Annotated in this window: 10 protein-coding genes; 5 read left to right on the top strand and 5 right to left on the bottom strand. The window is 48.4% G+C overall.

The genetic code is table 11. The features are described from left to right. Positions 1 to 2: 2 nt before the first annotated feature. The 4 genes from BLS03_RS02720 to BLS03_RS02705 all read left to right on the top strand — a co-directional run bounded on the left by BLS03_RS02720 (position 3) and on the right by BLS03_RS02705 (position 5,311). The gene (locus BLS03_RS02720; protein WP_093269297.1) at positions 3 to 1,568 is read left to right on the top strand and encodes a hydantoinase/oxoprolinase N-terminal domain-containing protein; all 1,566 of its coding nucleotides are present in this window, start codon (positions 3 to 5) and stop codon (positions 1,566 to 1,568) included. Position 1,569: 1 nt separating this feature from the next. Beyond that, positions 1,570 to 2,649, top strand: a complete 1,080-nt coding sequence (locus tag BLS03_RS02715; protein WP_093269294.1) for an S-methyl thiohydantoin desulfurase family protein — start codon at positions 1,570 to 1,572, stop codon at positions 2,647 to 2,649. An 18-nt stretch (positions 2,650 to 2,667) separates the two neighbouring features. Then, entirely contained in the window at positions 2,668 to 4,245 is a 1,578-nt protein-coding gene (locus BLS03_RS02710; protein WP_093269292.1) for an ABC transporter substrate-binding protein, read from the top strand. 127 nt (positions 4,246 to 4,372) lie between these two features. After that, the gene (locus BLS03_RS02705) at positions 4,373 to 5,311 is read left to right on the top strand and encodes a DUF1177 domain-containing protein (RefSeq protein WP_093269289.1); all 939 of its coding nucleotides are present in this window, start codon (positions 4,373 to 4,375) and stop codon (positions 5,309 to 5,311) included. Positions 5,312 to 5,363: 52 nt separating this feature from the next. Here the strand turns inward: BLS03_RS02705 and BLS03_RS02700 are convergent, their stop codons facing one another. The 5 genes from BLS03_RS02700 to BLS03_RS02675 all read right to left on the bottom strand — a co-directional run bounded on the left by BLS03_RS02700 (position 5,364) and on the right by BLS03_RS02675 (position 11,175). After that, positions 5,364 to 7,727 (bottom strand): response regulator transcription factor, encoded by a 2,364-nt coding sequence (locus BLS03_RS02700; protein ID WP_093269286.1) that lies wholly within the window; start codon positions 7,725 to 7,727, stop codon positions 5,364 to 5,366. Between the two features lie 511 nt (positions 7,728 to 8,238). After that, entirely contained in the window at positions 8,239 to 8,685 is a 447-nt protein-coding gene (locus BLS03_RS02695; protein ID WP_093269283.1) for a hypothetical protein, read from the bottom strand. A gap of 372 nt (positions 8,686 to 9,057) precedes the next feature. After that, positions 9,058 to 9,567: a hypothetical protein gene (locus tag BLS03_RS02690; protein ID WP_093269280.1), complete on the bottom strand. Its 510-nt coding sequence runs from the start codon at positions 9,565 to 9,567 to the stop codon at positions 9,058 to 9,060. 92 nt (positions 9,568 to 9,659) lie between these two features. Further along, a complete protein-coding gene (locus tag BLS03_RS02685; protein ID WP_093269278.1) occupies positions 9,660 to 10,010 on the bottom strand; it encodes a hypothetical protein in 351 nt (116 codons plus the stop codon). A gap of 607 nt (positions 10,011 to 10,617) precedes the next feature. Next, the gene (locus tag BLS03_RS02675; protein ID WP_218121983.1) at positions 10,618 to 11,175 is read right to left on the bottom strand and encodes a helix-turn-helix domain-containing protein; all 558 of its coding nucleotides are present in this window, start codon (positions 11,173 to 11,175) and stop codon (positions 10,618 to 10,620) included. A gap of 79 nt (positions 11,176 to 11,254) precedes the next feature. On the opposite strand from BLS03_RS02675, the gene BLS03_RS02670 reads away from it, so the two are divergent. Further along, entirely contained in the window at positions 11,255 to 12,187 is a 933-nt protein-coding gene (locus tag BLS03_RS02670; RefSeq protein WP_218121982.1) for a DMT family transporter, read from the top strand. Positions 12,188 to 12,287: the final 100 nt, after the last annotated feature.

Here is a 12,287-nt window from a genome sequence, read left to right as displayed (position 1 = left end):
AAATGAAATCCAATTATAGGATAGGAATTGATGTTGGCGGCACCAATACCGATGCGGTCATCATGCAAAACGACACGGTACTGGCAGCCACTAAACAGCCGACCACGGCAGACGTCACTTCAGGCATCGAGAATGCGCTCAAAGTGGTGTTGGAACAGTCGGGCGTATCGCACGCTAACATCAGCGGCGTGATGATTGGCACCACCCATTTCACCAATGCGGTGGTTGAACGTAAACACCTGCAAAAAACCGCGGTGATCCGCGTGTGTTTACCGGCCACGTTGAGCGTGCCGCCGTTTGCAGATTGGCCTCAAGACATTCAAACCATGCTTGATGGCGGTTGTTATCTGGTCAAAGGCGGCTACGAATTTGACGGTCGTTTAATTAACCCGCTTGATGAAGCGCACATCAGCCAAATCGCGTTGGAATTAAAGCAAAAAGGCATTAATTCGGTCGCGGTCAGCTGCGTGTTTAGCCCAGTCAACGATGACACTGAATATCGAGTGCGAGATTTGATTCAAGAGCTGCATCCAGAGTGCGATGTGGTGCTGTCTTGCGAAGTGGGACGCATCGGTCTTTTAGAGCGTGAAAACGCTGCGATTCTTAACGCGAGCCTGCGTCAGCTGAGCCGTAAAACCGTGCAAGCCTTTGCTAACGCGCTCAAAGTTTGTGGCCTGAACTGCCCATTTTTCATCACTCAAAATGACGGCACGCTAATGAGCGCCGAATTTGTTGAACGCTACCCAGTGCTGACCTTTGCCAGCGGCCCAACCAATTCTATGCGCGGCGCGGTATTTCTTTCCGGTGAGCAAGACGCGATCGTGGTCGATATCGGTGGCACCACCACAGACGTTGGTTTGGTTCAGCAAGGCTTTCCGCGCCAAGCAGCAATGTCGGTCGATGTTGGCGGCGTGCGCACCAACTTTCGCATGCCAGATATGGTCAGTGTTGGCCTTGGCGGCGGCAGCTTAGTGCGTCAAAAAGCCGCTCAAGCCAAGCCAAACATCACCATCGGCCCAGACAGTGTCGGCTATCAAATCAGCGAAAAAGCTTGGGTGTTTGGCGGCAGTGATCTGACTGCGACCGACATCGCCGTTGCCAGCGGGCGCGCCGAAGTGGGCGATGCCAGCAACGTTGCCAGCCTAGATGCTGAACAGGTTAATCAAGCGCTGGCGGTGATGGATGAAATTATTTTTGATGTGGTGGAGAAAAACCGCCTGTCAGCCGCGCGTATTCCTGTGATTGTCGTCGGTGGTGGCTCGGTCCTTGCGGCCCAGCAAATCGGCGATTTGGAAACCATAAGACCGAACCACTTCTCTGTGGCAAACGCTGTAGGGGCAGCGATTGCACAGGTGAGTGGGGAGGTCGACCGTATTTTCAGCTTAGAAAACATTTCTCGTGACGAGGCGCTGGCACAGGCAAAACAAGCCGCCACCGACAAAGCCATCGAAGCGGGAGCGAAAGCCGATACGGTCGTGTTAGTCGATCAAGAAGATGTTCCGCTCGCGTATTTACCGGGTAATGCCACGCGCATTCGCGTCAAAGTGGTCGGCGAATTGGAGTTTTAATATGCAAGAGTTAACAGAAAAAGACATTCAAGCGATTGAAATTGGTGCCGGCATTTTGGGTACGGGCGGCGGCGGTAACCCGTATTACGGCAAACTGCACGCGATTGCGGAAATGCGCCGCGGCGCCAAAGTACGGCTGATGAGCCTTGGCGAACTTGACGACGATGCGTTGGTGATTTCGGTTGGTAACATCGGTGCGCCAGCGGTGTCGATGGAAAAGATCTGCGAAGGCAACGAAATCGTGCGTGCGGTACGCGCTATCGAAGAAGAAGTTGGACGTAAAGTCGATGCCATTATCGCGGTGGAAATCGGCGGTGCCAACGGCATTCGTCCAGCGGCAATTGCCGCGATCATGGATCTTCCGCTGGTCGATGGCGATGGCATGGGCCGCGCTTTTCCTGAAATGCAGATGACCACGTTCAGTATTTATGGCCACTGCAGTATGCCAGCGGCGATGTCCGATGCCCACGGTAATACGGTGATTTTCAAACATCTGGTCAGCGAGCTGTGGCTTGAGCGTTTAGCGCGCAGTTGCGTGGTGCAGATGGGTGCAGGTGCAGGCATGGTGGAAGCGCCGATGAGCGGTAAGTTCGTCAAGCAATACGCGGTGCCGGGCACAGTTACTCAAGCGCGCAACCTTGGCCTTGCGGTAATGGAAGCCAACAAAGCCAATCTCAACCCGATTGAGCAGATTTGTCGCCAAGAGAACGGCCAAGTGCTGTTTGAAGGCAAGATTGTCGATTTAGAACGCAAAATGGTGGCCGGGTTTACTCGCGGTAACTTGCAGCTGGAAGGCATTGCCAATTTCTCAAATGAGCAAGCGAGCGTCGACATTCAAAACGAAAACCTCATTTTCCGTATCAACGGAGAAGTGAAGTGCAGTGTGCCGGATTTGATCATCATTTTGGATATCGAAACTGGCCATGCGATTACCACCGAAGTGCTGCGTTACGGCCAAAAAGTGGCGGTACTGGGCATTCCGTGTCATCCATTGCTGCGCTCTAGCCGCGCACTTGAAGTGGTTGGTCCTAAAGCGTTTGGTTACCCAGATGTCAGCTATCAACCCTTTGAACAAAATTAACCTAAAAGGAATTTAGTTATGAATTACAAACCGCTTGTTGCTTTGGTCTCTGGGCTTTTAGCTGCTCAGCCTGCGCTGGCAGAAAAATACGATGACCTCACCGCGACCGTCAACTTGATTCAAATTGTAGGCACCATCGACCCGGCTAAAGTCAGTGACTACACCGAATACATGATGGCGGTAAACCTGTATGACGGCCTCACCACCGCTGATACCACAGGTAAAATTCAGCCACTGCTGGCGAAAAGCTGGGATGTGTCGAGCGATGGTAAAACCTTTACTTTCCACTTGCGCGAAGACGCCAAATTCCAAAATGGCGATGAGGTGAAAGCGTCTGACGTGGTCTACTCAGTGCAACGTTTGCTGACCATCAACCAAGGTGTTTCGGGCTTCTTTAAACCATTTTTGGCCGCTGATGGCGTCAGCGCGGTAGACAAACACACGGTGAAATTCGCCCTTAAACAGCCGTCTTCTGCATTTCTTGCAATGACGCCGCTGCTGTTTGTTATCGACCAAAGCGTAGCGCTTGAACATGGCAATGAAGGCAGCAAGTGGTCAGAAGACTACCTTTCTTCTCACTCTTTGGGTACCGGCCCTTACAGCCTTGGCGAATGGCAACGCGGTAGCCGTTTGGTGCTAGAGCGTAATCATGATTACTTCGCAGGTTTCCCACAAAACCCACTCGAGAAAGTGCGTCTTTTGATCACCAAAGATGAGTCAACCATCAAAGCACTAGCCAATAAAGGCGAGCTGGATCTCAGCAGTACATACCAAGCCAGTGAAACCTTGGCGGCGATCGATAAAATTCCGGGTTACCACATTCAAAACCTTGGCACTGCAACTGGCTATTACATTAAGTTTAACAACCAGTTAGCGCCAACTGATGACGTGAACATTCGTAAAGCTATTGCTTTGTCTATCGATTACGATTTGGCCAATACCGAGCTGCACCCAGGTGAGTCGATGGCTGGGCCGTTGGCATCGCTGTTTAAAGACGCGTTTTTAGATGGTTTAGAAGCGCCGCACTTGGACCTTGCTAAAGCGGCAGAGTACGTCAAAAAGTCTAAATATGCAGGGCAAAAAATTCCGCTAACGCTCGGCTATGTCGCCGGCTCTGCGTATGAAGAAGAGATTGCGCTGATGATGCAGGCTAACCTGCAAAGCATTGGTTTTGATGTCAAATTGCAAGCTGACCCTTGGAGCCGCGTGACCGAAATCGCCGCCAAGCCAGAGACGACGCCAAACGTGAACCAAATCTTCTTTGGTCCAACGTACTCATCGCCTCTGTCGGTGTTCTACAACCAATACTCGTCGAAATCAGCCGGTTCTTGGGCATCGATGTCTTGGCTTAACGACAAGCAAGTGGATGAGTGGATCGATCAAGCCAGTACTGAGCTGGATGCCGATAAACGTAACGCCATCTACAAGAAGCTGCAAAAGTACATTGTGGATAACCAAGTCGATGCGTTCTTGCAAACCACGCGTTACCGTCAAGCGGTTAACGACTGTTTGAGCGACATGAAATTCGTACCGATTCAAAGCTTCTACTACGACTTCTCGAAATACAACTGGCTGTGCCGACCAAACCGCAAATAAAGATTGGGTAGCACTAAGCTAAGCGTTAAGTCATAAGCGCCCACAAGGGCGCTTAATCAAGACGCAATTGAAACCGAATGTGAAGTTTCAAATTTAACTCGGGTAATCCCAACAAGGACGGTTGTTTATGACCTTAAAACAGACATTGGAATTTTATGAGCTGTTGGATGACGCGCATATTGATGGCGCGCAAGTCGCCGAGAAGTTCTATGGTCGCGATCATACTAAAGTATCACGTGACAGGGTCACAGGAAGCAAGGGTTTTACCGATGTGCTGAAGATTGAAATTGTCGGCACTCAAGGAAAAGCACAAGGTGGCAGCGCGCCAACCCTTGGTGTGATTGGCCGTTTAGGCGGCATTGGCGCACGTCCTGCGCGCATTGGTTTGGTATCGGATGCCGATGGTGCGATTGCTGCGCTCGCAGTAGCGGACAAACTTGCGACCATGGCGGCCAAAGGCGATCGTTTAGCCGGGGATGTGATCATCACCACTCACATATGCCCCAATGCGCCAGTTCGACCGCACAAGCCGGTGGATTTTATGGACTCGCCAGTCACCACCGCAGAAATTTTAGGTTACGAAGTGGACGAGCGCTGCGACGCAGTGATTTCGATTGATACCACCAAAGGCAACCGCTTTTTAAATCAGCGCGGCGTGGCGATTTCACCAACGGTCAAGCAGGGCTACATTCTTCATCCCGCTGAAGATCTGCTGCGGTTGATGGAATTTGTCAGCGGAGAGCCGGCGCTGTGCTTGCCGCTTTCAACCGCCGACATCACGCCGTATTCCAACAATCTTTATCACATTAACAGCATTATGCAGCCCGCCACCGCGACCGATGCGCCGGTAGTTGGACTTGCCCTGACTACCCAAGTGGCGGTACCAGGCTGCGCCACCGGCGCAAGCCACGAAACCGACATCGCTTATGCAGCGAAGTTTTGTATTGAGGTTGCCAAAGCCTATGGCCGCGGTGAATGTGACTTTTACGACGCCGAGCAATTTAACGGCTTAGTTGCCCATTATGGCTCGATGCAACATTTGGTGACCGACCCAATGCAAGCGTAGTGCAACTTTAGATAGGCCAAAGCCTATCGCAACGATTAACTCCTTTCCTGTGTTATTTGATCCACTTTTTGGATTTCGCCAGTGCCAATAAGGCCTGGCGGTTTTTTATCTGATACTGTTTAAACAGATTTTTAAGGTGAAATTTGACGGTACTTTCACTGATACCGCAATACTGGGCGATCTGCTTATTTGATAAACCTTCGGCCAGACGTTGAATCACTTGCAGCTGTTTGGCACTAAGCTCTTCAATCTCAGTTTGGATGCTGAGCGCTTGATGGCGCAGCTGCCAAGCGCGAGTTGCTTCTTCCAATTGCGTATTCAGATGGCGCTGTTTCTCTTTCTTCCACAACCATTGCACCGCCGCATTGAGCCACTGACTTTCCAACAGCAGTACAAACCAAAATTGCAATCGATAGCAACGCACTAAAAGATCCGCCAGAGGCGACTGCATTTTGCTGTATTCGCGTTTAAACCACAGCAGTTTGATATGCTGAATTTCGCTGGCGATTTCCATCAGCGGCGTGGTTTGAATGCTGTTATCGAGCGGCGCTACGGCGCGTTTTTGTTGATGAATACAAATCAGCCCGACTTGATTGCGCAGCGCCAAATAATGGTGCAGTTCGCGCACATTGGCGCTTAACCTTTCTGGTGTTGCATTTAGCATGTCGAGGTATTTTTGCGCATCCACCCAGCGCTCTTGTTGCTGCAAAATCAAAATGTGCAGCAGAGAGAAAAACACGTTGCCGCTGTCGTCGGTAAAGCTTAATTGGTATTCGTAGCGCAGTTCGTCGTGCAAGCGATACGCGTCATCCATGGAATGTTCGAGCAGCTTGGTACACAGACCAAACAGATGAAACTGCATCAAAAAGTCGGGCCAGATTTCTGAGTGTTTACGTAGGGTGGCGACTTTATCCCACAGCTTGGCAGCTTTTTGCATATTGCCGCTCATCAGCTGGTGAATACCACTCACCAAATCAACAAAGTTTCGCTCAAAGGTGAGGGTCGGGTAGTAACTGACGCGCTTAAGGGCAATGTCGGCTTGCTCGATATTGCTCAGTGCTCGCTCCGGGTAGCCCATGCGCAGGTCAAAGCGTGCTTTATTAAAGTGGCAATAAAAAATCAGGTAGGGAATGTCGTGCTTTTGCGCCAAGGCCAGCTCTTTGTCTTGATAGACCGAGGCTTGAAACCATTCGCCATTATTGGAGTGGGTCACCGATGCTGACGCGTAGTAACTCATCAGCGCACCGTCATGCCCTGCGAGTTCCTTTTCCAGTTGGCGATGCTGAAGAAGTTGCTGCGCAGACGTTTGCGGCGAGAAATAAGCACGCTGCTTACTTTTCATCAGCGCGACGATGCCGCGATCTTCTTGTGATTCAAAATGCCCTGATGAGTCGAGGGATAGCTTTTCAAGAAAATGCTGCGCTTGCAAAAACTGCTGCGATTTAAGCAGCGACAACATGTTCGCCCACGCTAAATGCAGTTCTTGGCTAAGCATGAGTTCAGGAAACAGTGCCAGCACTTTATCCAGCTCTTGAAAGCCGTGGTAATAACCGTACATACCGCCGCCACTGTGTTTAAACCACTGTAGCGCCAAATCGAGGTTATTGGATTCAATCGCGGTCTGAATCGCCTCAAGGCGTTGACCACTTTGCTGATAATGCTTGGAAACAACGCGCATCGCCCCTTGGAACAGTCGCACTTCTTTACTGGCGATCTCTTTGAGTACTGCGCGTAAATAGGGCACGCCAAGGCGCAGTTCGGCAAGGCTATTGAGCTGCACTAGTGGGGCCATGGTTTCGATATTCAGCGGCTCGGCGTGAATGGCGCTCTGTTTCAATACCGGGCAAAACGCCAGCGCGACCAGCAGCCGCTGCTCGTGAAACGGCAACTGCGGCAAAATGCGCGTTTGCATAAAATCGAGCCAAGAGTGGCGAACACGCTGCGCAGCGATATTGTCCCAGTTCGCCACCAATACTGGCCAACCGGCGGTTTGCAGCCACACTTCACTGGCGTTTGCCTCAGGCAGCAAAGCTTGGATTTCGTGCTCAGACATAAACAGTTGCTGCTGCTCTATCACGGTGACTTTTTGATACAACAAGGCTGATGAAAGCCAATGGTTTTCGCCAACCCAACAGGCGGTCATAAACAGGGTTTGACCACGCTGCTCGAGGCTTGGCAAACGATGTAATACTTGCTGAAGGTGTTGTTGAAACGCGCCGCTGACCGGGTCCCAGAAGAGTTCGGCGCCGCTTGGATGGTCGGCAGGCTCGGGCAAGCTGGTGCGAATATCGCGATTTAGATATTGGGCAAGCTGCTTGAGAACCACCGACTTACCACTGCCGGGTAGGCCATTCAGAATCACGATCGGGGTTTTGATCGCGCCTAAGGTGTGGATCAGCGAAAGCCGAGGCTGCATGCGAGTAACTTCCTTGTTAGCAATGAGTCTGATAGGAAGTTATCACGGTAGCGGTGTGTTGTTATAGGTTTTTGGTGAAATATTTGGTGGATTTATAAATGGGAAGTTTATGTAGAGGGTGGGCTTTTGGGGTGGTGTTGGTCTGTATGTTGTTGTTTAGGTGAGTGGGTTTGTATGATGCGCTTTGCGCGCGGCGATTTATTTACTATCTGCGATAGCGCACCAGTTCCTTTTGTTGGCGCAAAAGGAACCAAAAGCGCCTTTCTGTACTCAGGTGTTGTCCGGCCCGGTTTTACGCGTTCCCGACGCGGAAAACCTAAAAATTCATCCATGAATTTTTGCCTATGGTTTGGGTTTCTTGTGTTGTGGTTATTTTGCTGTGGCTTGGTTACGCATTGTTGATGTGAATTGTATGTGTCGATTGCGAGCATTACTCGCCACCGTCATGCCACAAGCTCAGTATGAGCTACCCGGAATCTGGATTTTGGGATAGGAGTTCTATTTTTAAATGTCAATTTCGAGAGTTTTTCTTTTTCATTTCTCTATTTTTTAAAAATCCGGTAACTAGAAATAAAACAGCGATATAAATTGCAAGCGCAATCTTATGATTTATAAGTAGGGCGCCACAGAACATGAACAATAAAGCGAGAATCCGTCGATGAAAACCTTCAGGTTTTTCATAATTATATTGGAGTGTTTCAATAACGGTATCGTCAATAGTTAACGTGCATACATAAATACCTTTGATAATGCTTTGCACTTGAAGATTAACTTTAAACCGCTTCCCATCGAGCTGAAACTCATGAGTTGAATTCCGGTATAAGTTACGCTTGCTGGATATAATGTCACCATTAATTGTGGTTATTTCTTGACCAGAAGCCTTACTGACAGATGCTACTATTTCATACCCTTCTACTGAGAATTCGAAGTTAATAGTATTATTCTCGTTTGATTTCAAATCTATCGCTCCGCTCTAAACTCGCTTTTTTAAAGCTGATATAACGCTTGATATGCGGCGCAAATAGGTTGGTTTTTAAACTTATTGTTGGTTTAAAAAAGGTGAGGGTTTGAATTGGTTTGGCTGGGCGGGTTTGTATGATGCGCTATACCAGCGGCGGTTTATTTACTATCTGCGATAGCGCACCCGTTCCTTTTGTTGGCGCAAAAGGAACCAAAAGCGCCTTTCTGTACTCAGGTGTGGTCCGGCCCGGTTTTACGCGTTCCCGACGCGGAAAACCTAAAAATTCATCCATGAATTTTTGCCTAGTTTAATGGAATTGTTGGCTAACGAGTTTTGGACAAAGTTTCTTGAACGCCATTGTTTCATTCTTTATTTTTCACTTAAGAGGTAATAGTCTACAGAGCCAAATGGTGTCCTATTATCAAACTCAAAATCGACAAACTTAGCACCATCTTTCTCAATGCTAACTTGGGCATCGCTTCTTCCAACTTCCTTTTCCCCTGAAAAGGCTTTGAGAATGAAGCTTCCTTCTACGCCATCTTTTGACAGAATATAAACCGACATTCCTTCTTTCGTACTTGACGTAATTTGTTGAGCACGACTAATTTCTACTTTTGTTGCCGATATATTTGCATCAACTTTGATCTGCTTTTTTGTTAGTGATTCGTCAAACCCTTTTCCAAGCCCAGAAAATACGTTTCCTACGCCTTCAGCGACTGTAGAAGCAACGCCTTCCCCTTGTTCTTTTACAACGCCCCCTACACCTTGTATCAGGTCAACCTTCTCTTGAGCAAGAGCCTCGCCTATTTCTTTAGCAGACCTTTGATCACAAGCTGAAAGAGATAACAGAATCGTCATTGCCACTAAAATTTGTTTCATTCAATGTTCCTTAATATTATTTTTACACCGGAAATCACTCAAAAATAATTCGCGTGGGTTTTAGCCGCTTTTCATGCTTCCTAGAAATATGGTCACCATTCCCATTTGCCGTTTTCTTTGAGTAGCAGCTTACCGTTTTGAATTACGCTTAAAACACCAGTTTCTTTTACAGAGTATGTGACATTGCCATTGTGAAATTCATAACCGATGAATTGGCATGGAGTGACTCGATCTGAACACATGCGATGAAGTGTTGTGCCTTTTAACGTAATCGTATTACCCGTTGATTTTGATTTCCCGGTATAGGTTACGTCATCACAAGTTACATTACCTTCTGCGCAATTTGACTCGATGGAAACGATATAATTATCGGTGACTAAAGTACTGCCAAAAGCGATAGGGCTTATAGCGCAACACAGTGCTAAAGTAATTAATTTATTCATAGTATCTTCCAAATATATATTTTCACTCACTATTAATTAGATAGATGGAGGAGTGCCTGTTGATATCCTCGGTACGTCAAAATCAGTGTAATGCTAGCTATGTTCAATAGCTTTCTCGGCGTTGTTTTAAAGTCCCAAAAGCAAATAATTATTACCCCAATCAGTAATCCGGAAATTGTATATTTTAGGGTGTATAAGGTTATCTCGATGGATGTTAAATATTCTATTATTACTAATATTAAAAGCTCTAGCATTGCTCTTGATGATCTATTGATGTTAAGCGCTAAGATTCAATATGCGACAACTACCAAGCAATCATTTATTTGTTTTCGGTAACAGGTTGAGTAGAGCAGAGTAAATTGATCGTTAAGCCAACTCATTAGGCAAAAATTCAGGACGAATTTTTAGGTTTTCCGCGTCGGGAACGCGTAAAACCGAGCCGAACAGCGTCAAAGATACAAAAGGCATTTCTGGTTACTCTTTGTGCCAGCAAAGAGTGACTGGTGCGCCATCTCAGATGGCAAAGAAATTGGCAACCTTATGGCGCATCATATTAACCAGCTAGTTGCCCGCATCATACAAATCCACTAATGACAAAAACCAAACACTAACCAATAACATTCCTCACAAACCTCACCATTGCCTCGCCTTGATTGCGATAACAATACGGCTGCGAGCTGGCGTATACCACCGATTCGCCAGCCGACAATACTTGAGTGTGATTGGCAAAGCACAGAGTGAGCGAACCTTCGATAACGTGCAGCATTTCATTCCAGCCTTGAGGGTCGGCTTCGGCCTCGTATTGGTCGCCGGGGGCGATAGTCCACATCCAAAGTTCGACTTGATTGGTGTCTTTAAACGAGCAGGAGAGATACGCTTCGCTGCCGGGGCGACTGCCGCGCCAGGCGAGAATATTACGTTTGGTTGCGCGTTCACTGTCAAAAGGGCTCACCAACTGGGCAAAGCTTACGCCAAGCACCGTGGCAATTTGGTCGAGTTTCGACAAACTGATATTCGCGTTGCCAATTTCCAGTGCGGCAATCATGCGCCTGCTGATGCCAGATTGGTCAGCTAACATCTGCTGGCTGAGCTGATGCTTGGCGCGCAGACGCTTTAAATTGGCGGCGACGTGTTCAAGCACTGTCGCGGTTTGAGAGTCAGTCAAAAATATTCCTTGTGCAGTATATTGCACCAATGTGCAGTTTAAGGTAGTTTGTGCATTATATTGCACCGATGAATGCTTAATGACAATGATATCGAAACACAAATTAACTCAAAAACTGGCGGCGAAAGCACCGCACCTTGCGATGGTGTTGGTTACTATGGTGTGGGGAACCACGTATTTGTTGGTTCAACACGGCCTTACCGCAAGCTCGCCAATGTTTTTTGTCGGCTGCCGTTTTGCCGCAGCAGCGTTTGCAATTGGCTTGATTTCATTTAAGCATCTGCAGCATATCACCAAGCAAGACCTCTGCGCGGCGGTGGTGATCGGTTTTTCCATGACCGTCGGTTATGGCGCGCAAACCATTGGTCTTCAAACCATTACCAGCTCAGAATCGGCGTTCTTCACGGCATTATTTGTGCCGTTTGTACCGTTTATTCTCTGGGTTGCGTTTAAAAAAATTCCCCATTTCATGAGCTTGCTGGGAATTGTTTTGGCGTTTATCGGCTTGATCTTTCTTTCAGGTAAACAGTTAACGGCGCTCTCTTTTAACTTTGGCCAATTGGTCACCATTCTTAGCGCATTTGCGGTGGCGTGTGAAATCATCTTGATCAGCCATTTCGCGCCCAAAGTCAATTTGCAACGCGTGACGGCACTGCAACTGCTGTTTGCCTCGATGTTCGCTTTTATCGCCATGCCGATGCTGGGCGAAACCAGCATACCGCCGTTTTCTACCACCTTGGTGACATTGACTGTCGGCCTTGGTATCGCCAGCGCGTTTATTCAATTGGTGATGAACTGGGCACAGCGCGTGGTGGAACCGTCAACGGCATCGGTTATCTACGCCGCAGAACCCGTGTGGGCGGGCATTTTTGGCCGCATGGCCGGAGAAAGGCTTTCACCACTTGCGCTGTTTGGCGGCGCGCTAGTGGTGATGAGTATTTTGCTCAGCGAATATCGGCCCAAACGCAAAACGGCCCGTAAGCCCATCGAACTCGTTGACCGCAACCCATAACTTCAATTTTGTAATTGTTGTGATCGCGCTATGCGTGGTCCATCTAGGTCAATACGCGAGGCAAAAATTCAGGACGAATTTTTAGGTTTTCGGCGTAGGG

This window comes from Vibrio xiamenensis (assembly GCF_900100015.1).
In the GTDB taxonomy this organism is placed as follows: Bacteria; Pseudomonadota; Gammaproteobacteria; order Enterobacterales; family Vibrionaceae; genus Vibrio; species Vibrio xiamenensis.
Note: the sequence above shows the minus strand (reverse complement) of the source record. Positions and strands in the feature narration are given on the sequence as shown.

What these genes read in the sequence shown, in the direction of transcription:
- BLS03_RS02700 (WP_093269286.1), bottom strand. Translation starts at nt 7,727, where the DNA reads ATGCAGCCTCGGCTTTCGCTGATCCACACCTTAGGCGCGATCAAAACC.
- BLS03_RS02685 (WP_093269278.1), bottom strand. Translation starts at nt 10,010, where the DNA reads ATGAATAAATTAATTACTTTAGCACTGTGTTGCGCTATAAGCCCTATC.
- BLS03_RS02720 (WP_093269297.1), top strand. Translation starts at nt 3, where the DNA reads ATGAAATCCAATTATAGGATAGGAATTGATGTTGGCGGCACCAATACC.
- BLS03_RS02715 (WP_093269294.1), top strand. Translation starts at nt 1,570, where the DNA reads ATGCAAGAGTTAACAGAAAAAGACATTCAAGCGATTGAAATTGGTGCC.
- BLS03_RS02710 (WP_093269292.1), top strand. Translation starts at nt 2,668, where the DNA reads ATGAATTACAAACCGCTTGTTGCTTTGGTCTCTGGGCTTTTAGCTGCT.
- BLS03_RS02670 (WP_218121982.1), top strand. Translation starts at nt 11,255, where the DNA reads ATGACAATGATATCGAAACACAAATTAACTCAAAAACTGGCGGCGAAA.
- BLS03_RS02690 (WP_093269280.1), bottom strand. Translation starts at nt 9,567, where the DNA reads ATGAAACAAATTTTAGTGGCAATGACGATTCTGTTATCTCTTTCAGCT.
- BLS03_RS02705 (WP_093269289.1), top strand. Translation starts at nt 4,373, where the DNA reads ATGACCTTAAAACAGACATTGGAATTTTATGAGCTGTTGGATGACGCG.